18 protein-coding genes are annotated in these 20041 nt (G+C 64.2%); 6 read left to right on the forward strand and 12 right to left on the reverse strand.

The window, feature by feature from the left end; all coding sequences use genetic code 11:
- Nucleotides 1–95: 95 nt before the first annotated feature.
- From ACO06J_RS15140 to ACO06J_RS15170, 7 genes are all read right to left on the reverse strand, one after another.
- Nucleotides 96–1622, reverse strand: a complete 1527-nt coding sequence (locus tag ACO06J_RS15140) for an ABC transporter ATP-binding protein (RefSeq protein ID WP_421761548.1) — start codon at nt 1620–1622, stop codon at nt 96–98.
- Nucleotides 1619–2704 (reverse strand): ring-opening amidohydrolase, encoded by a 1086-nt coding sequence (locus tag ACO06J_RS15145; RefSeq protein ID WP_421761549.1) that lies wholly within the window; start codon nt 2702–2704, stop codon nt 1619–1621. Before ACO06J_RS15145 ends, ACO06J_RS15140 begins: the two co-directional genes overlap by 4 nt.
- On the reverse strand, nt 2704–3426 hold the full coding sequence (locus tag ACO06J_RS15150; protein ID WP_421761550.1) for a cysteine hydrolase family protein: 723 nt from the start codon (nt 3424–3426) through the stop codon (nt 2704–2706). Before ACO06J_RS15150 ends, ACO06J_RS15145 begins: the two co-directional genes overlap by 1 nt.
- Nucleotides 3423–4439, reverse strand: coding sequence for a formamidase (locus ACO06J_RS15155; protein WP_421761551.1), 1017 nt, complete (start codon nt 4437–4439; stop codon nt 3423–3425). Before ACO06J_RS15155 ends, ACO06J_RS15150 begins: the two co-directional genes overlap by 4 nt.
- Before the next feature lie 26 nt (nt 4440–4465).
- Entirely contained in the window at nt 4466–5383 is a 918-nt protein-coding gene (locus tag ACO06J_RS15160; RefSeq protein ID WP_421761552.1) for an ABC transporter permease, read from the reverse strand.
- Nucleotides 5383–6498, reverse strand: coding sequence for an ABC transporter permease (locus ACO06J_RS15165; protein ID WP_421761553.1), 1116 nt, complete (start codon nt 6496–6498; stop codon nt 5383–5385). The genes ACO06J_RS15160 and ACO06J_RS15165 overlap by 1 nt, the downstream gene beginning before the upstream one ends.
- 165 nt (nt 6499–6663) lie before the next feature.
- Entirely contained in the window at nt 6664–7767 is a 1104-nt protein-coding gene (locus tag ACO06J_RS15170; RefSeq protein ID WP_421761554.1) for a BMP family ABC transporter substrate-binding protein, read from the reverse strand.
- A 428-nt stretch (nt 7768–8195) separates the two neighbouring features.
- On the opposite strand from ACO06J_RS15170, the gene ACO06J_RS15175 reads away from it, so the two are divergent.
- The 3 genes from ACO06J_RS15175 (at nt 8196) to ACO06J_RS15185 (ending at nt 11660) form a co-directional block, all read left to right on the forward strand.
- A complete protein-coding gene (locus ACO06J_RS15175; protein WP_421761555.1) occupies nt 8196–8942 on the forward strand; it encodes an SDR family NAD(P)-dependent oxidoreductase in 747 nt (248 codons plus the stop codon).
- Between the two features lie 15 nt (nt 8943–8957).
- Entirely contained in the window at nt 8958–9266 is a 309-nt protein-coding gene (locus ACO06J_RS15180) for a Dabb family protein (protein WP_421761556.1), read from the forward strand.
- A gap of 216 nt (nt 9267–9482) precedes the next feature.
- Entirely contained in the window at nt 9483–11660 is a 2178-nt protein-coding gene (locus ACO06J_RS15185) for a transglycosylase domain-containing protein (protein ID WP_421761557.1), read from the forward strand.
- On the opposite strand, the gene ACO06J_RS15190 is transcribed toward ACO06J_RS15185, so the two are convergent.
- Complete coding sequence (locus ACO06J_RS15190) at nt 11657–12397, reverse strand: M48 family metallopeptidase (RefSeq protein ID WP_421761558.1); 741 nt, start codon at nt 12395–12397, stop codon at nt 11657–11659. The two genes, ACO06J_RS15185 and ACO06J_RS15190, sit on opposite strands and share 4 nt — an antisense overlap.
- Nucleotides 12398–12496: 99 nt before the next feature.
- On the reverse strand, nt 12497–12946 hold the full coding sequence (locus tag ACO06J_RS15195; RefSeq protein WP_421761559.1) for a DUF2852 domain-containing protein: 450 nt from the start codon (nt 12944–12946) through the stop codon (nt 12497–12499).
- A gap of 153 nt (nt 12947–13099) precedes the next feature.
- Here ACO06J_RS15195 and ACO06J_RS15200 point away from each other — a divergent pair, with 153 nt between their 5' ends.
- From ACO06J_RS15200 to ACO06J_RS15210, 3 genes are all read left to right on the forward strand, one after another.
- Nucleotides 13100–14401, forward strand: a complete 1302-nt coding sequence (locus tag ACO06J_RS15200; protein ID WP_421761560.1) for an ActS/PrrB/RegB family redox-sensitive histidine kinase — start codon at nt 13100–13102, stop codon at nt 14399–14401.
- Between the two features lie 41 nt (nt 14402–14442).
- On the forward strand, nt 14443–14994 hold the full coding sequence (locus ACO06J_RS15205) for an ActR/PrrA/RegA family redox response regulator transcription factor (protein WP_421762522.1): 552 nt from the start codon (nt 14443–14445) through the stop codon (nt 14992–14994).
- A gap of 513 nt (nt 14995–15507) precedes the next feature.
- Nucleotides 15508–17172, forward strand: coding sequence for an MBL fold metallo-hydrolase (locus ACO06J_RS15210; RefSeq protein WP_421761561.1), 1665 nt, complete (start codon nt 15508–15510; stop codon nt 17170–17172).
- A 1-nt stretch (nt 17173) separates the two neighbouring features.
- Here the strand turns inward: ACO06J_RS15210 and ACO06J_RS15215 are convergent, their stop codons facing one another.
- From ACO06J_RS15215 to ACO06J_RS15225, 3 genes are read right to left on the reverse strand one after another with little or no spacing between them, the layout of a single operon-like run.
- Nucleotides 17174–17638: an MmcB family DNA repair protein gene (locus tag ACO06J_RS15215; RefSeq protein WP_421761562.1), complete on the reverse strand. Its 465-nt coding sequence runs from the start codon at nt 17636–17638 to the stop codon at nt 17174–17176.
- Nucleotides 17631–18815: an MFS transporter gene (locus ACO06J_RS15220; RefSeq protein WP_421761563.1), complete on the reverse strand. Its 1185-nt coding sequence runs from the start codon at nt 18813–18815 to the stop codon at nt 17631–17633. Before ACO06J_RS15220 ends, ACO06J_RS15215 begins: the two co-directional genes overlap by 8 nt.
- A gap of 4 nt (nt 18816–18819) precedes the next feature.
- Complete coding sequence (locus tag ACO06J_RS15225) at nt 18820–19989, reverse strand: MFS transporter (protein WP_421761564.1); 1170 nt, start codon at nt 19987–19989, stop codon at nt 18820–18822.
- Nucleotides 19990–20041: the final 52 nt, after the last annotated feature.

A 20041-nucleotide genomic window follows, 5' to 3' on the forward strand; every position in this document is an offset into this window, starting at 1 on the left:
AAGGCGAGATCGTGCCAAGGCAGGTCCTCACCCGTGAAACGGGGGAGGGGGACCGGCGAAGCCGGTGGAGGGGGCACATGCAGCCGCGGCATCTCTCAGTGCCCCGCCATATGCTGGCCGATGGTATTGCGGTCGGTGTCCTCGATCGCCGACACATAGTTGATCGTGCCGCCCGACATCACCGCCACCCGGTCGGCAAGCTCGAGGATCTCGTCGAGATCCTCCGACACCAGCAGCACGGCCGCGCCGCGATTGCGCTGCTCCATGATCTGGCTGCGGATATCGACCACCGAGGCGAAATCGAGCCCGAAGCACGGGTTGGCGACGATCAGCACGTCGACGTCGCCGCTGAGCTCGCGCGCCAGCACGGCGCGCTGCACGTTGCCGCCCGACAGCGTTTCGATCGGCGCATCCGGCCCTTGCGTCTTCACCCGGTATTTGGCGATCAGCTCGCGCGCCTTCTGCTTCATCGGGCCGGGGCTCATCCACCAGCCCATGCTGGCGACCGGCGGTTTGTCGAAAGAACGGAAGGCGATGTTTTCGGCGACGCTCATCTTGGGCACCGTGGCGTTCTTCAGCGGCTCCTCGGGGAGCCCGAACACCTTGTATTTGTCATAGGATTTGCGCTTGGGCTCGAATTGGTCGCCACGAATGAAGATCGCGCCATCCGACATCGGCCGCTGCCCCGACAGCACTTCAACCAGCGCTGACTGGCCATTGCCGGAAACCCCTGCGATGCCGACAATTTCACCAGCCTTGACCTTGAGGTTCACCGCCTTGATCGCCGGCATCCCGTCATTGTCGTCGGCAAACAGGCCGGCGAGTTCCAGCGCATCCGGGCCGGGGATGCGCTTTTCGCGAGCGGCGCGTTCACGGATCGCGGTGTCGCCGATCATCATCGTGCTCATGTCGCCCACGGTCGCGGCCTTGGCGTCGCCAGAGCCGGTATACTGGCCGCGCCGCAGCACGGTGAAGTGGTCGCAGAAGGCCTTCACCTCGCGGAACTTGTGCGAAATCATCAGGACAGTGATTTCCTTGCGCGCTGCCATGCCGCCGAGCAGACCCAGCATCTCGTCGGCCTCGCCGGGGGTCAGCACCGACGTCGGCTCGTCGAGGATCATGAAGCGCTGGTCAAGATAGAGCAGCTTCAGGATTTCGAGCTTCTGCTTTTCACCGGCCGAAAGCTGGCTCACCTGCGTGTTCATCGGCACGCGGAACGGCATCGTTTCCATGAAGGCGTCGAGGTGCTTTTTCTCTTTCGCCCAATCGATGATCGCCGGCGCATCGGCGCGCGAGATCACGAGGTTTTCCGAGCCCGTCAGGCACGGCACCAGGGTGAACTGCTGGTAGACCATGCCGATGCCATTGGCGCGGGCGTCGCGCGGCGAGCGGATATTCACCTCCTGCCCATCGAGCATGACGCTGCCCTTGTCGGCGCTGTAAAAGCCCATGATGCATTTGACCAGTGTCGACTTGCCGGCGCCGTTCTCGCCCAGGAGCGCATGGAACGAGCCCGCCTCGACCTTGATCGAGACATTGTCGAGCGCCACCAGCGGTCCGAAGATCTTGGTCATGCCGATGGCTTCGAGCGAGGGGGCACGGCCGGTGTGGGGCGTGTTCATTGCGCGGCTCCAGAGGTTCGGGTGGCAATCAGGGCAACCGGTCCGCCGCCATCGGGGCCCTGATGTTCGGCGCCTCCGGAAACGAAGATTTCCGAGGTGCCGACGAGCCCCGCGAGCACGCCGCCGACGAAGGCGCGGGCGTGGCGGGTGGCGGAGATGTCGCTGTCGTCGAGCATGGTGTGACGCGCACCGCGCAGCAGCCCGGTGGTGCCCGGTTCGGCCTTGGCGAGCAGCGCCACCAGCCGCGACGGATCACTGGCGATTCCCAGCCGGTCGAGCGCCTGCCGCACCGGGGCGGTATCGATGGCGTCGTTCATAACGGCGTGGTCGACCGACAGGGGCCCGGACCAATCCGCACTCATTCCCAGCACCACGATCTCGTGGTTGCCTAGTTCAATGCCCGCCGAGGTGCTGGCGCGCGACGACCAGATCGAGGTGTCACGGCCGATCAGGCTGTCGTCGATCTGGGACAGATCAAGCTCGCCCAGCGCCACTCCGACCCCGAGGGCCGCGGCGCCGCGGGACAGGCCCATCGACTTCAGCGTATCGCGCGTCGCCACCGTTTTGCCCGCCGTCTCCACCGCCGCGATGCGTTCGGAGGTCAAGAGCGGCACCTTGATCTGGACGAAATGCACATCGTTGGGATCGACGATCCCTGCATCCGCCATCGCCTCGCGGACGCCATCGGCGACCATTTTGACCTGAGCGAGCCGGCCCAGCCCTTCGGGCGGCAGCAGCGCGGTCAGGGCGCTGCCGATGGCGAGCGAGGCGCCGTCCGCCTTTGCCCCCTCCGCCCGTTCCAGCACCAGGAGGTGCGGCGACAGCGCGCCTTCGGTGCCGCCGGACATGACATAGGCGATGGCCTCGATCCGAGCGGTGTTGAGGTAGACCGAGAGCGCCTGCTTCAGCGCCAGGACCGCGAAGGCGCGGGTGAAATCGTTGACGCAGCCATTGCCCTCGGTCTTGCCGAGGATGGCAATGATGCCGCCGGGGTCGATCCGGCCGGCTTCGATGGCGGCCATCAGCCCAGTGACGTCGTCAGGACTGCTGGTGGCAATGCGGTGGACACGGGCTTCGCGCATCAGGGCAACGCCGCCAGCAGTTGCGCAGAAGTCGCGACCGCGCCAAACACACCGCCCTGCATCTTGATCATATCGAGCGCTGCGAGATGGTTCTCATGCTTGGTCGCCGCCGTGCAGTCGGAAAGCACCAGGCACTCGTAGCCCCGATCATTGGCATCGCGCATGGTGGTGTGGACGCACACATCGGTGGTCACTCCGGTCAGAACGATGTTGCGGATGCGCCTCGTCTGCAGCACCAAGTCGAAATCGGTGGCGAGAAAGCTGCCCTTCCCCGGCTTGTCGATGATCGCCTCGCCCGGCTCAGGCTGCAGTTCGGGGATGATCTCCCAGCCCTTTTCGCCGCGGATCAGGATGCGGCCGCAGGGGCCTTGATCCCCGATGCCGGCGCCAATGCGCTGCGAGCGCCAGCGCTTGTTGGCGGGCAGGTCGCTGAGATCGGGCTTGTGGCCCTCGCGGGTGTGGATGATCGGATAGCCCTTGGCGCGAAACGCCTTGAGCACCGACTGGATCGGCCCGATCGGGGCGCGGGTCAGCGAGATGTCGTAGCCCATGGAATCGACATAGCCGCCCGGCGCGCAGAAATCGGTCTGCATGTCGATCACGACCAGCGCGGTGTTATGCGGCCCGAAATCGCCATCGAACGGCCAGGGATAGGGATCGGACGCGATGGTCACGCCCCCCTTCACCCACGCTTCATTGACCCGTTCGTCGACCAGACTCATTCGGCGGCCTCCTGGAACTTTTCGCCATAGAGGCGGGTCGGGGCGGCAAAGCCAGAGCTGGTGCCGTCGGTGACCTTGACGCTCGCTTCCCACGGCAGCCGGTACTGGCCGGCCACGAGATCCTGCATGAACGTATAGGGGCAATCCTGCGCGCCGCCCTTCACCGCAGTGAAACCGCGATGGCCGAGCTGGTAGATGTTGTTTTCAACGCCCCAGTTGGCCCGCGCCTCGCGCACCAGATCGGGCCGCACTTCGGCGGTGATGATCTCGTCGGCCCTGCCGGTGGTGCCTTCGGCGATGATGGTGCCGTCGAAATCGACGATCATCGCCTCGCCCATCGAGTCGAACGTGCCGTCCGAGCCGCACATGCACACATTGGCGGTGACCATCAGGTTCTGGAAGCTGTTGGACTGGTTAGTGAAGCACCAGGACTTGCGGATCGGGGCGGTGTAGCCGGCGGTGCGCAGCATGATCTCGGCGCCCTTGTAGGCGGCCTCGCGCGACATTTCAGGGAACATGCCGTCGTGGCAGATGATGAGCGCCAGCTTGCAGCCCTTGGGGCCGTCGATCACCGGAATGCCGAGATCACCCGGCTCCCACGGCTCAACCGGTACCCAGGGGTGGAGCTTCCGATAGTAGAGCTTCAGCTCGCCCTGGTCGTCGATGACGATGCCGGAATTGTAGGGATTGCCGCCGGGGTTGTACTCCATGATGGAGAAACAGCCCCAGATGCGGTTGGCCTTGCACGCCGCCTTGAAGGCTGCAACTTCCGGGCCATCGAGCGAGCACATGATCTCGGGATTGATGTCCATCGAGAGCCCGTGCAGCACGTATTCGGGGAACACCACGAGGTCCATGGTCCCAAGGTTCCGCCGCGCCTTGCCCACCAGTTCGACGATGCGGTCGGTCTGGCGCCTGAGGTCTGCCTTGGTCACCGTCACCGGCAATTGTAGCTGCACCAGCCCGATGACCACGCCGTTTTCAGATTTGTTTAGGCCGCCAAGACCGCTCATGAAAAGGCTCCGCTCATCTGCTGCTCCTATTTGGTGATGGACAGCTCGCCCGGAACATCCCGTGCGGCGGTCTTGGAGCCGGCAGAGATCACCATTATGATCAGCGTCAGGATGTATGGAGCGGCGTTGAAGAAGTAGTAGCCCTGGGTGATGCCCACCGCCTGCAGCGACGGACCAATGGCACCCGCAGCGCCGAAGAACAGGGCGGCAAGGATGCACTTGATCGGGTCCCAGCGCGCAAAGATCACCAGCGCCACGGCCATCAGCCCCTGCCCGGAGCTGAGACCCTGGTTCCAGATCCCCGGATAGCTCAGCGACAGGAAGGCCCCGCCGATGCCAGCGAGGAAACCGCCGGCGCTGGTCGCGAGGAAGCGTACCAGATCCACCGAAACGCCCATCGCCTTGGCGGCGGCGGCGCTGTCGCCGGTCATCCTGACGATCAGGCCCCACTTGGTGTTCTTGAACGCCCAGGCCATGGCGATAGCGAGGATGATGCCGACAAAGAACAGCGGATTGACCTCGAGCGCCTGCGCCAGCGCATCATTGCCAGTCCAGGCGCCAAGTGGGATCGCCTCGAGATGCGGCGCCTGCGGCTGGATGAAGGGCTTGCCGAAAAAGAACGCCACGCCCGTGCCGAAGCTCATCATGGCAATGCCGACGGCGATGTCGTTCACCTTCGGAAGCTTGCAGATATAGCCGTGCAGCGCCCCGAGGACGACGCCCGCACCGCCCGCCGCCAAGACGCCCAGCCAGGGCGAGCCGGTGAGGTAGGAGACCGCGTAGGCAACCATGGCGCCCAGCACCAGATTGCCCTCAAGCCCGAGATTGATGCGGCCCGATTTTTCGGTGAGGGTTTCCCCCAGCGCCACGAACATGAAGGGGGTGGAGACGCGGATGGCGCCGCCCAGCATGGCGATCAGGACGGTGACGACTGCATTGTCCATCAGGTGCGGTCCCCGGTGCTCTTGGGTGTGAAGATCTTGAAGCGGCCGTAAAAGGTCTCGCTGACCAGCAGGATGACGAACATCGTGCCCTGCAGCACCAGCACGGTGGCATCCGGCATGCCCATGCGCCGCTGGATGACGCCCCCGGCCGCAGCCAGCGCGCCAAACAGGATCGCCACCGGCACCACCGCAAGGGGGTTATGCCGCGCGAGGAAGCTGACAAGGATTCCCGTGAAACCATAGCCCGCGACCAGCGAGGCATTGGCCTGGCCATGGATGGCCGCGACCTCGAAAAAGCCCGCAAGCCCAGCGCAGGCTCCGGCGATCATGCAGCAGACCACCATCAGCCAGCCGACCGGCAGGCCCTGCGCCTTGGCAGCGCGGGTGTTGCCGCCGGTCATGCGCGCCGCAAAACCAAAGGTGGTGCGGCTCATCAGCACCCAGAGCACAATGGCAAGCAATATTCCTGCAGCGAACCCCCAGTGCACGTCGGTGCCTGGAATTGAGCCGATGCGGTAGGCGTCGCCGATTGGCATGGTGGAGGGTTTGTTGGCCGAGGAGGGGTCGCGCAACACGCCTTCAACAAAGAAGTTCATGATGGCGATGGCGATGTAGCTCATCAGCAGGGAGGCGATGGTTTCGTTGACGCCGCGGGCGTGCTTGAGCCAACCCGTAAAGCCAACCCAAAGTCCGCCGATCAGCATGCCGCTCAGTGCCATGATCGGTAGGGTGAGGAAGGGCGTAACGCCGCCTGACACCAGGGGAATGGCGATCGCCGCAGCAGCAAAGCCGCCCAGCACCAGCGCGCCCTCACCACCGATCATGGTCAGGCCGATACGCGCCGGGATGGCAAAGGCGAGGCCCGTCAAAATGAGTGGCGCGGCGCGCTGCAGCGAGTTCTGGAAGGAGAATGAGGAGCCGAAGCCACCGGTCCAGATCAGGCTGTAGAACTCGATGGGGTCCTTGCCGATGATCAGCAGGAACACCGCAAACACCAGCGCGGAAACGATCAGCGCGCCCACTGGGATTGCGATCGACTCGGCAAAACGCAGCAGCTGCAGGTTGTTCGCTTCGGACTTGATGGATGCGGCGCTATCGGCGGTTTCAGCGGTCATGCAGGGGCTCCGCGCTGGTCACTGTTGATCCTCACCCGTGAAACGGGGGAGGGGGACCGGCGAAGCCGGTGGAGGGGGCGAGAGGGGCCGTCTGTGCGGCCCCCCTCCAGCAAACAGATCGCGGTACCGGAGGCGTGCACCCGCCTCCAGTACCGCAAACCGGGATCAGGTGAGCGAACCCTGGACGCCTTCGAGCAGCCAGTTCATGCCGTCGAGGTAGGGGTCGTAGTTGTCGTAGTCCTTGTCGACGACGACTTTGCCGGTATTGTCCTTGAGCGTGCCCTTGTAGATCGGCGCGCCGCCCTTCAGCGCTTCGATGGCGGCGTCAGCGGCCTTGATGGCTTCCGGCGTCGCGCCAGCGCCGTACGGCGTGTTGCGCAGCATGTCGTTGTTGTAGCCACCGACGAGGAAGTTCGGCGGCACTTTGCCGGCGGCGATGTCGTCGGCGTAGGACTTGTAGATGGTTTCCCACTTGTACTCGGCGCCGGTGATGAAGCCCTTTGGCGCGAGCGGGGCCTGGCTGGCATTGTGGCCGCAGGTCTTGACGCCACGACCTTCGGCGGTCTCGACCACCACTTTGGGGCTGTCGACGTGGCAGGTGATGACTTCGCAACCCGCATCGATCAGCGCGTTGGTGGCTTCGGCTTCACGCACCGGCAGGCTCCAGTCGCCGGTGAAGATCACCTGCACTGTGGCATTGGGGTTGACCGAGCGGGCGCCCAGCAGCACCGAGTTGATGTTCGACAGCACCGAGGGGATGGGCTTTGCGGCGACAAAGCCGATCTTGCCCGAAGAGGAGAGCCCGGCCGCAACACCGTCCACGTAGTGGGCCTGGTTCAGGTAGGGGAAGTAGGAGCCGGCATTGGCCGGGTCCTTGTCCTTGTTCCACAGCGGCGCCGCATGGCGGAACTGCACGTCGGGGTACTTCTTGGCCAGTTCGATGACGAACGGGTTGTAGTAGCCAAACGAGGTGGCGAGGATCAGGTTCGCCCCGTCGAGGTTGATCATCGATTCCATCGACTTGGACACAGCGTCCGTCTCGGGAACGTTCTCTTCTTCGACCACGGTGATGCCCGGCAGGGCCTTCAGCGACGCGACGGAGACGGCATGCGCCTGGTTCCAGCCGAAATCGTCCTTCGGACCGACATAGACGATGCCGAGGACGACATTGGTCTGGGCCTTGGCAAAGCCGAAAGGCAGGGCGGTGGCTGCGAGGCCGGCAGCGCCGACCTTGAGCAGCGAACGCCGCGAAAGTGAGTGGAGAGTCATGACGAGGTTCCCTGTTGCACCAGTCAGCACGCCCAATTGAGCTAGGCCGCGCCTCTGGCCTTACTTGTGCAAACCCTGTGCCAATGCCGAACGGAGGCAGGGCTCCCGGCGCAGTGCGCTGATTCAGATCAGGTTTCCCGAAGTGGAGGCCAAAAACACCGGGGGTCCATTGCAGCGGAGACAGACATCAAATGATGAGACTGTATGCAGCGTCCAAAATTGTGCTTATAATTTAGGCACCAAGTAGCGCGTTGCATACAGTGTCTGAATACCGGTTAACGGTTTGCCGGTCGCCGCGGCGAAAGCGTGCAAGATCGGTGCCAGCCTGTGGGCAACATTGGTAGGCCTCGCGCCCAGGCCTGAGACCGCCTAACATGCTGGCAACAGGTCCGAAATGGACCACACATCCGGATGCAGGCGAGGACACAATGAACCAGATCGATCTCAATGGACAGGTGGCCGTCGTCACCGGTGGCGCCCAGGGTTTCGGGCTTGCCTGCGCCCGCCGCTTCATCGCCTCGGGCGCCAAGGTCAGCCTCTGGGACCGCGATGGCGACGCATTGAAGGCCGCGGTCGACCTCCTCGGCTCCGCCGCATCGAGCCAGGTGGTCGACATCACCGACCTGCCGGGACTTACCGAGGCCCACGCGTCCGTCGAGAAGGCTGTCGGACCAGTTTCGATCCTCGTCAACTCCGCCGGCATAGCAGGTGCCAACTCGACGGTTGAGGATTTCGATCCGAACGAGTGGCGTCGCATCATCGAGGTCAACCTCAACGGCACCTTCTACGTCAACAAGGTGGTGATCGGCTCGATGAAGGCCCACAATTACGGCCGGATCGTCAACATCTCTTCTGTCGCGGGCAAGGAAGGCAACCCCAACCTTTCCGCCTATTCAGCCGCCAAGGCGGGCGTGCTCGGGCTCGTCAAGTCGCTCGGCAAGGAACTCGCCAAGTACGATATCGCGGTCAACGCCATCACCCCGGCCACCGCCAACACCCGCATCCTTGAGTCGCTGACCAAGGAATTCATCGAATACATGCTGACGCGCATTCCCCGCGGCCGTTTCCTCGAGGTCGAGGAACTCTCCAACATGGTGTCGTGGCTGGTCAGCAAGGAAAACAGCTTCACCACAGCCTCGGTGTTCGATCTTTCGGGCGGCCGCACCACTTACTGATTGGATTTCGTTCGCATGATCCGGCACTGCGTTTTCGTCAAGTTCCGCGCTGATGTCCCGCGCGCGGAACGCCAGGCCATCTATGACCAGTTGGCGGCGCTGCGCGCCCATCTCAAGGGGATTGGTGCCATGAGCTTTGGCGCCAATGTCAGCCCCGAGGGCCTCCATCAGGGCTTCGCAGATGGCTTCACCATCGATTTCGCCGACGCCACGGCACGTGATGCCTACCTGGTCGATCCGGCGCATCAGGCTGCCGGCGGGCGCCTCGTCGCTGCGCTTGAGGGCGGAACCAAGGGCCTCCTGGTCTTTGACATCGAGGTCTAGCGCGGTCCTCGCCCCGGCCGCGCATGTCTCGTTTGCGCAACAGCACGGTGATACAGCGCTTAAGGCCACATAAACCAGCCACAATTACCTTTGATAGCCAGAGGGACCGCGCTGGCGAAGCGCCCGGATATCGGGCACACGTCACCGGCGTGACGGTCGGACTGCCCAATGGCATCCGCAACGGTCCAAGAAGGATCGGCACGCCGGAACGACGCCATGCGCAAGAAGAACGCCGGGGCCCTGTTCATGGATTTTCACGTCTCGCCTGATGACCGCGTCGGGGGCCAGCCCACGAAGACGCGTGGGAAGGCGACCGGCAAGCCCGCAGCGCGCAAGCCCGCGCGTGGCGAACGGATCGAGCCCGGCTTTGTCGATTCCGATAGCGTCCGTGTCGACGACGAGCGCCCGCAGCGCAGCAAAACCTCTCGCGGCAAGGCCAAACCGGCGGCGAAGACCAAGCGGGGCCGGCGCCAGAAGAAGCCGCTGACCCTTGGTCGCATCATTTTCCGGCTGTTCAGCTGGGGCATCATCCTCGCCGTCTGGGGCATCCTCGCCATCGGCGGCGTGGTGCTCTACTACGGCATGCAGCTGCCCTCCTCCAGCACCTGGAAAGTGCCGGATCGCGCGGCCAATATCCGCATCGTGGCCGCCGACGGACAGCTGATCTCCAACCGCGGCAAATCCGGTGGCGAGGCGGTCTCGCTGCACGAATTGCCCTATTATGTGCCCGCCGCGTTCGTCGCCATCGAAGACCGGCGCTTTTACCAGCACTTCGGCATCGACGTGATCGGCCTCGCCTCGGTGGCACTCGAAAGCGTCAAGGCCGGTGAAGTCACCCGTGGCGCCTCGACCATCACGCAGCAGGTCGCCAAGAACCTCTTTCTCACCCCCGACCAGACCCTCGGCCGCAAGGTGCAGGAAGCGGTGCTGGCGGTGTGGCTCGAGCAGACCTACACCAAGGACGAGATCCTCGAGCTCTATCTCAACCGCGTCAATTTCGGCCACGAGAAGTACGGCATCGAAGCCGCGGCGCAGTTCTATTTCGGCAAATCCGCCCGCAACATTTCGCTGAGCGAAGCGGCAATGCTGGCGGGCTCCTTGCAGGCCCCGTCGCGCCTCAACCCGCGCGGCAATGCCGATCTGGTCAAGGCGCGCCAGTCGCTGGTGCTGCAGGCCATGTCCAAGGAAGGCTATATCTCGGCGGCCGAAGCCAAGGCTGCGACGATCGATCCGAGCCAGACCATCCGCACCAAGGTCACCGGCTCCGAATCCTATGTCGCGGACTGGGTCGAGAGCCTGATGACGTCTTATCTCGGCGAAGTGAACCAGGATGTGATCGTTCACACCACGATCAACTGGGACCTCCAGAAGGAAGCCGAGTTCGACGTGCGCGAAGCCATCTCAAAGTACGGCGCGGACAAGGGCTTCTCACAGGGCGCGCTGGTTGCGATGGATGTCGATGGCTCGGTGCGGGCCCTCGTCGGCGGCGTCGATTACCAGAAGAGCCAGTATAACCGCGCGGTCACGGCGCGCCGTCAGCCGGGCTCGACCTTCAAGCCCTTCGTCTACCTCGCCGGCATGGAAAAGGGCTACACGCCCGACACCGTTGCCGACGACTCGCCGGTCGATATCAACGGCTGGAAGCCGGAAAATGCCGACGGCAAATATGCTGGCCCGATGACGCTGCGCGAAGCGCTGGCCAAGTCGCGCAATACCGTCGCGGCGATTCTCGCCAACGATGTCGGGCCCGAAAAGGTCGTCGAAGCCGCCATGCGCATGGGCATCTCCTCCCCGCTGCAGGCGGTCCCGTCGATTGCGCTCGGCACCCAGGAAGTGTCGCTGCTCGAGCTGACTGCTGGTTACGCACCCTTTGCCAATGGCGGCATCGGGGTGATCGCCAATGTCATCACTCGCATCGAGACCCCCGATGGCAAGGTGCTCTACGACGCCGTGCCGACTGGCCCGGGGCGCGTGATCGAGCCCAATATCGTGGCTGAAATGAACGACATGCTGCATGCCGCCATCGAGATCGGCACCGGCAAGCGGGCGCAGCTCAACGGCTGGCCGATGGCCGGCAAGACCGGCACCAGCCAGAAAGCGCGCGATGCGCTGTTCGTCGGCTACACCGCCCGCATGGTCACCGGCGTCTGGCTGGGCAATGACGACGACAAGGGCACGACGCTCTCGGGCGGCAATGTGCCTGTCGAGATCTGGAGCCAGTTCATGGCCAAGGCACATGAGGGCATGGCCGTTGCCGATCTCCCCGGCGCCGGCGCCGACATCACGGTCGCCGCCGATCAGCAGCCGCTGCAGCCGATGGAACAGCCGGCCGCCGATCGTCCCAAAAAGACGCTGGTCGATCTCCTCGGCGACATCTTCGGCGGCGGCAACTAGCTGACGCCGTAGGCCATCAAGTCCTTGCCGTGGGCTTTCAGCCAGGCGCGGCCGCGCGACATGTCGGGCAGCGCGTCTTCCACCGCCTCCCAGAAGGCGGGCGAGTGGTTCATTTCGAGCAGATGCGCCACCTCGTGGGCCGCGACATAGTCGAGCACGTGCGGCGGTGCGAGGATCAGGCGCCAGTTATAATTGAGCTTGCCGCTCGATGAGCAGGAGCCCCAGCGCGTCGACTGGCTGCGCATCGCGATCGAGGTGATGGCGACGCTCAGCGTTGCCGCATGGACGGCGGATCGCTCGGTGAGGTCGGCATGGGCCTCGGTCTTCAACCACTCGATCAGGCGACGCGCCAGATGCTCGGCATCGCCGGGCACCAGCAGCACCGGCTCGCCATCGATCTCGGCAATCTCGACGCGGCCACGGAGTTTGCCCGTCGCGTGGATGCGGTGGCGGACGCCGCGCAGCGGCACATACTCACCATCGGCCAGCGTCACCCGCGGCGCGGCGCGCTTCAGCCGTGTAGCGAGCCAATTGACCTGCCGGTTGAGAAAGGCCTCGGCCTCGTTCCAGCGCCCGTGCTTGGGCACGGTCAGGACCGGGTGGCCGTGATGCGGCACCGTCAGGCGGTAGCTCCGCGCCCGCGCCGAAATCTTGACCGACACCTCGACGCGCGCGCCATCGATGGTGAGGAAGGTGCCGGACGGGACTTTGCTGGGAAACAGGAAGTTCATGGGCATGAGCATCGCCGATTCGAGCCGAAGCGGACGACAAAAAAAGACGCCCCTCTTTTCCAAGGGGCGTCAGTCGTCAGGAGGTCGATGCGGCTTGGCGTCTTTTCAGACGTTGGTGCCGTTATTATTGCCGTCGCCATAAGTCGGGCGGTTGCCGTTCCGGTCCCGCATGAAGCGGTCGAACTCTTCGCGGTCACGGGCCATGCGGAGGTTCCGCATATGCTCCTGGAACGCGTTGATCTCCTCGTCGAGGCGCTTGCGCTCCTCTTCGAGCCGGCGCAGCTGCTCGGCACGATATTCGTCGAACGCGGCATTGCCGCTCGACTGACCGAAGCCGCCATGGCGGAAGCCATGGTTGCCACGGCCGCAGTTTTCGGCCCAGTTGCGGGAGCGGTGCATGAACCGCTCTGCCTTGTCGGACGTACCACCGAACATCTCGCCCCACAGGATGTAGGCGAGCACGGCGAGCCCGACGGGCCACCACACAACAAAGCCCAGAACCATCAGAGCGATGGTCAAGGGACCCCATTGCGGCTTGATAATTGCAGTGTGCATTTTCAGTCTCCCAGTCACGAACACGGCTGATGTGGCCCGCCCCGGGGTAGGGTCAAGCGTGTAACCGGCGCATTTTGACCCTTGAATAGCCGTGCTAGACTTCCCATGCATGGCGCAAAATTGTGCTGCAGACGGCCTAAAAAAGGACATCCGATGAGCGTCGTTGAAAATGGAGCGGCTGTGTCGCCCGGCAGCTGGCGGCCGCTGCGGCTGGCAACGCTGGTCGGACTGCGCTGGCTGGCGATCGCCGGGCAGACCATCGGCGTGCTGTTCGTGCAATTCGGGCTCGGCTTTCCGCTGCCCTTGGCCGAATGCCTCGGACTCGTCGCGCTTTCGGTGCTGCTCAACCTGTGGCTGGTGTTCCGGTTCGGTGCCGGCTACCGCCCCTCGGCCATGGTCGCCACCGCGCAGCTGGGCCTCGATCTCTGCCTCCTGAGCGGGCTCCTCGCGCTGACCGGCGGACTCGAAAATCCGTTCTCGCTGCTGCTCCTCGCGCCCGTCTCGGTCTCCGCGACCACCCTGCCGCAGCGCTCTACACTGATCCTCGCGGGCCTCGCGGTCGTATCTGCATCAGTGCTTGCGGTGTTTCACCTCGAGCTGCCGTGGCGGCCCGACGACCGCATTGTGTTCGACCGAGTGTATGTCATCGGCATCTGGGTCAGTCTCATCTGCGGCGTCACGTTCATTGCCGCCTATACCAACCGGGTAGCCCACGAGGGCCGCCAGCTTGCGGATGCGCTCGGCGCGACGGAACTGGCACTCTCCCGGCACGAGCAGCTCTCCGCCCTCGATGGCCTCGCCGCCGCTGCCGCCCACGAACTCGGCACGCCACTCTCCACCATTGCGCTCGCCGCCCGCGAAATGCGCGACGAAGCGCCGCCCGGCCCGATGCGCGACGATATCGAACTCATCATGTCGCAGGCGGCGCGCTGCCGCGAAATCCTCGGCAAGCTCCGCAGCCTCCGCGAAACCCCCGGCGATCCGTTTGCAGCCGTGCCGGTGAGCGCGCTCCTCGCTGAGGTGATCAATCCGCTCGGCGGCATGGGCAAGACTATCACCATCCGCACCGACCCGATGGCGGGGCCGGAACCGGTGGTGAAGCGCAATGCCGGCCTCCTCTATGGCCTCGGCAATCTGATCGAGAATGCAGCACAGTTCGCGATGACCTCGGTCGAAATCGATACCAGCTGGGACAAGGCGGCGCTCACCGTCACCATCACCGATGACGGTCCGGGCTTTCCGCCGGAACTGGCGACACGGCTCGGCGAGCCCTACCTCACTACCCGCGCCCGCGCTCCCGGCAGTCCGGAACCCGGCGGGCTCGGGCTCGGCATCTTCATCGCCAAGACACTGCTGGAGCGCACGGGTGCCCGGCTCCGCTTCGAAAACGAGGGCCTTGAGGGCCATGCACGCGTCCGCATCATCTGGCCCCGCCAGGCGATTGAAGTCGCGTAAGGGATGACATTGCGATGCAAACGCCTTACATCGGGGACAAGATGAGCACAGTCGATGAACTCCTTGCGGGCGACCGCAGTCTCCTCCTCGTGGACGATGACAAGACCTTCCTCACCCGGCTCGAACGGGCGATGCAGAAGCGCGGTTTTGACGTCCGCATTGCCGATACCGTCGCGGGCGGCCTCGCGGCCGTCAGCGAGTCCGCGCCGGCCTATGCAGTGGTTGACCTCCGCCTCGAGGACGGCAACGGCCTAGATGTCGTCGCGGCCCTGCACTTGAAGCGCGAAGATGCACGCGCCGTGGTGCTGACCGGCTATGGCAATATCGCCACCGCCGTCACAGCGGTGAAGCTCGGCGCGGTGGATTATCTCTCCAAGCCAGCCGACGCCGAGGACGTGATCCACGCGCTCCTCGCCACCGGTGGCAAGCCGCCCGAGCCACCGGAAAATCCGATGTCGGCCGACCGGGTGCGCTGGGAGCATATCCAACGCGTCTATGAGTTGTGCGACCGGAACGTTTCTGAGACAGCGCGCCGTCTCAACATGCACCGGCGCACGCTGCAACGCATATTGGCGAAGCGCGCGCCCAAATGAAGGAGCCGGCGGCAGTCACTTCTGCTTCGCAAGCTCTGCGTTGAACTCCGCCAGCGACTCCTGCGATTCGAACCATGATACGCAGTCACAGTCGCTAGGAGTGTACATTACGTTCTTCAGGTGCAGGGGCGTCAACGTGTACTCACAAATCGCGGTTACCAGTTGACCCTGCTTGTCGACCGCTTCTACCGACACAAATCTACTAGGGACGCCATCCAAATGGCCTGCGTTGCCGCCCGGCAGGACAGAATAGTCACTGTGTTCCGCAAATTTCCGACAGGCAAGCAAAGCGTCGGCCTCGGTGATTATCCTCCTAGTTTCAGCGCTTTGTGCCCAAGGAATCAAGCTTGCGAGGCACCCAATAGCCGCTATCGTGAGACGCATCCTACCTCTCCGTTCACTGATCTTCACTAGGACACGGTTGTTCGCCTCCCGCCACAACTGCGTCATCCCCTAGTGACAGCCTCCCCGCTTCAGTCCACGTTCAGCCCAACAAGACTATGAGGAGCCACCATGACCGTCACGCTACATTTTCACGGGGCGGCTGGCACTGTCACCGGCTCCTGCTACCGGGTCGTGCATCCGGGCGGGCAGTTTCTCGTCGATTGCGGCATGTTTCAGGGCAACAAGACGGTTCGGGACCTCAACTACAAGCCCTTCCCGTTCAATCCGGAATCGATCGACTACCTGCTTTTGACGCACGCCCATATCGACCATGCGGGGCTGTTGCCCAAGCTGTCGCACAAGGGTTTTGCCAAGCCGATGTACATGACCGAGCCCACTGCCGGTCTCCTCGAATATCTGCTCCCTGATGCTGCCGGCATCCAGGAGAGCGAGGCCGAGCGCGAGAGCACCAAGCGGGCCCGTCGCGACGAAGCGCCGTTCGAGCCGCTCTATACGATGGAAGATGCGACCGAGGTGCTTAAGCATCGCACGGGCGTCAAATATGGCGAGTGGATCACCCCTGGCCCCGGCGTTCGCGCCCGCTACTGGAACGCCGGCCACATCCTCGGCTCCGCCTCGATCGAGGTTGAGGTGCAGGACGGCAGCGGCAAGGCGATCCGGATCCTCTTTTCAGGCGATCTCGGCCCTGACCAGAAGGTGTTCTACGACGCCCCCGACGCACCGGCCGACTATGACTACATCCTCTCTGAATCCACCTATGGCGGCCGCGAGCGGCAGGACTACACGCTGGTTGAACGCCGCGAGGCGCTGAAGACCGAGATCAACTCGGCGCTGGCGCGCGGCGGCAATTTGGTGATCCCGGCCTTCGCCGTCGAGCGCAGCCAGGAGCTGCTGCACGACATCGGCTATCTGATCAAGAATGGCGAGATCAACCCGAGCCTCGTCTTCCTCGATAGCCCTCTCGCCTCGAAGGTCACCGCAGTTTACCGCAAATACGCATCGATGTTCGACGATGTCGAACTCAGCGCCAGCGAACTGTTCTCCGATCCGCGCTTCCGCATCATCGAGGCGGTGGACGAGAGCAAGGCGATCAACACCATCAAGGGCGGCGCCATCATCATGTCCGCTTCGGGCATGTGTGACGCGGGCCGCATCAAGCATCACCTGCGCAACAACCTGCCGCGCGCCAATGCCACCGTGCTGTTCGTCGGCTACCAGGCGCCCGGCACGCTCGGCCAGATCATCCAGTCGGGCGCCAAGGAAGTGCGCATCCATTCCGAACTGGTGCCGGTCCGCGCCCGAATCCGCAGCCTCGGCAACTACTCTGCCCATGCCGATCATTCCGAGCTCGTCGCCTGGGTCACCAAGCGCCTGCCCGCCCATGGCGCGATCTTTCTGACCCATGGCGAGGACGAAGAACGCGCCGCGCTCAAAGCCGCACTCATGCACGATGACGGCCTCGCCGCCGATCAGGTGCTGACGCCGCAACTCGATGACGCGTTCGAGCTGCGCGCCGAGGGCATTGCGGGCGTCGCCAAACCGGCAGCGCCGCGTATCGACATGGCGCAAGTGACGTCCGATTGGCACAACGCCTATGCCAGCTTCATCATCGATCTCAGCCACCAGTTGCAGGGTGCCGACGACAGCCGTCGCAAGGCGCTGATCGAGGGGCTGAAGTCGGTACTGGCCACAACCGGACCGGTGACCCCACCCCTGCCGATGAAGACCCAGGCCGGACCCACGGTGCTCCATGGCGAGCCAAGCGGCGAGTAGGTTACAACTCGCCTGGCGGGTCCATCAGGGTATGGATTCGATCGGCGCCCAGCCGGGCGAGCCTCAGCATCATCGCCTTGCGCCGTGCGCCAGCCATCCCGGTCTCTGCCGCCATGCGCAGGATCGCGGCGTCATGCCCGTCGCCCACCATCAGCCCCTCATCAGCCGGGAAAATATCGGGGCTCAGTTCGGGCGGCTTGGCGAAAAAGAAGCGGTCGCAGAATTCCTTGTAGTGCGGCCATTTGCGGTCGACCTGAAAGTCGACAAGGCTCGACTTGATCTCGATGATCCAGATCTCGCCCTTGGGGCCCACCGCGAGCACATCGGCGCGGCGGCCATTGCCGAGCGGCACTTCGGCGTAACAGCAGAAGTCGTGGGCGGCACGCAGGAAGCGCATCACCCCGCGCTGCACCCTGAGCGCTGTCGGCGATTGCCGCAGATCAACGATCTGCGGCAGCTCAGCCATGGGGCGTTGCCGGCTCGTTGAGCGGCACGGTGTCTGCCCGTGCCGTCCTGCTCAGCGCCGGCACGGCCCAGAGGCCGAGGAGAATCACCGGCAGGCACACGAGATAGGAGGTGCGGATGCCGAAATACTGCGCGACGAAACCGAGCAGCGGCGGGGCGAGGAAGAAGACGATAAAGGTCACCTGCCCGATGGCCGCGACATTGACTGAGGCCGGCCGGTCGGTGCGTTGCGCTGCTGCAGAAACCGCCAGCGGATAGACGGCGCTGCAGCCAATTCCCAGCAGCGCAAAGCCCAACAGCGCCACCCACGTCGCCGGCGCGAGACCAACGGCGAGGGCGCCAACGAGGCAGATCACCAACAGCAGCGTAGCTATCGCCCGAGGCCCGTAGCGCTCGACGAAGGGGTCGATGTAGATGCGGGTGATGGCCATGAAAAAGGTAAAGAGCGTCAGGCCCGAACCGCCGACGAACGGCTCGGCATGGAACACGTCGCGCATATAGATCGCCGACCAGTCGACGCCCGCGCCCTCAACGAGGAACGCGGCGATACCGATCAGGCAGAGCGGCAACAGACCGATGGTCGGCAGCGCGAAGCGTGGCGTCTCGCCCTGATGCGCGTCGGCGCGCTCGGGCGTGGTCCGCATCCCCGAAAAGGTCAGGAAACCCACCGCCACCACCAGCACCAGCAGCAACGCGGTGTGCACTTGGATCGAGATCCCCAACTGACGGATCCCGGCACCAACCAGCGCCGTCACAAAGAAGCCGAGGCTCCACATGCCATGCGCGCGGTTCATGATCCGCCGACCAAGTTGCGCCTCGAGCTTGTCGGTCTCGATATTGACGTTGATCTCAAGCGCCCCAGCGAGCCCACCTGCAAAGAACAGCGCCACGAACACCACCGGCGCGCTGGGCAGCCAGGGGACGAGGGCATAGATGACGGCCGTGCCGAACACGGTGATGAACGCCGTAGCCCGTGCCCCCAGCCGATGGATCAAGGGGCTCGCCGTGGTCAGCGAAATGAGCGAGCCGATCGCCATGCCGATGAGGGTGAGACCCAGTTGCGACTCGGTCAGCCCGAGCTGGCGCTGCAGATCGGGCACGCGCGACAGCAGCCCGCCGAGGGAGAGCGCGAAGAGAAAGAACACCGAATAGATGCGGATGTGAGCAGGGATACGCATACGTTCAGTCCACTTCATGCCGCAGCGGCTTGGCGCCGAGGGCACCGGCAAAAACAAGGCTCAGCACCACCAGCGGGATGCCGATGCCGAACGACCAGCGGATGCCAAAGTGCTCGGCAACATAACCCAGCAATGGCGGGCCGACCAGAAACGCACCGAAGGCGATCTGCGCGAACGCCGCGACATTGGTCGCCGCCGGCCGATCTGTGCGCTGCGCAGCAGCCGACATGGCGAGCGGGAATATGACGCTGGTGCCAACGCCCATCAGCGCGAAGCCAACCAGCGACAACCAGCCGGCTGGCGAGAAAAACACCAGGATCGTTCCCACGCCAAGAACGCTCAGCAGCACGCGCGACACCAGTGTCGGGCTGTAGCGCTCGACGAACGGGTCGGCGAAAAACCGCGTCACCGCCTGCCCGAACGCCCCCAGCGCCACGGCAAAACCTGCGAGGAATGGCGAAACCGCGAACTGGTCGCGCATATAGATGGCGGACCAATCGATGCCCGCGCCTTCCATCAGCGCGGCCGACAGAGTCACCGCAACGAGGATCATGATCGCAAGGGTTGGCGCAGGAAAGCGCGCCGCGGGTCCGGCGGCATTGCCCGTCCGGTGTGGCGCGGGGTCAAACCGCCCCAGCACCACCGCCACGCCAAGCGCCACCACCGGCACCATCAGCGCCAGGTGCAGTTGCACGCTCATCCCGGTCTGCGCGATGCCGGCGCTGACAAGCCCGGCCGCGAAAATCCCGAAGCTCCAGAACGCATGCGCCCGGTTCATGATGCGGTGGCCGATCAGGTGCTCGGTCCGATCGGCTTCGAGGTTCAAAATGATCTCGATCCCGCCGATCACCAGCCCAACGGGCAGCAGCAGCAGAAAGAACGCCAGCGGCCCGGTCGCAAAGCTCGCCACCGCATAGAGCAGCGCCATCAGCGGGATCAGCGTCAGGATCGAGCGGCGATAGCCGAAACGCTCCAGCAGCGGCCCGGCAAAGCTCAATGAAATCAGCGTGCCAACGGCGACGCCGATCAGGCCGAGCCCGAGCGCCCCCTCGGCCACGCCCATCGCCCGCTGAATGTCGGGAAGGCGGGGTGGCAGGCTACCCATGGTGAACGAATAAACAAAAAAGCCGCCATAGACCCGCTGCTGGGGCGGCAACTCAAGACCGAATCTCATGGGAAAAACCTGCGGATCGAAACCGCGCTACCCTAATTAAATCGGTTCAATC

This window comes from Devosia sp. (assembly GCF_965229025.1).
Taxonomy (GTDB): domain Bacteria; phylum Pseudomonadota; class Alphaproteobacteria; order Rhizobiales; family Devosiaceae; genus Devosia_A.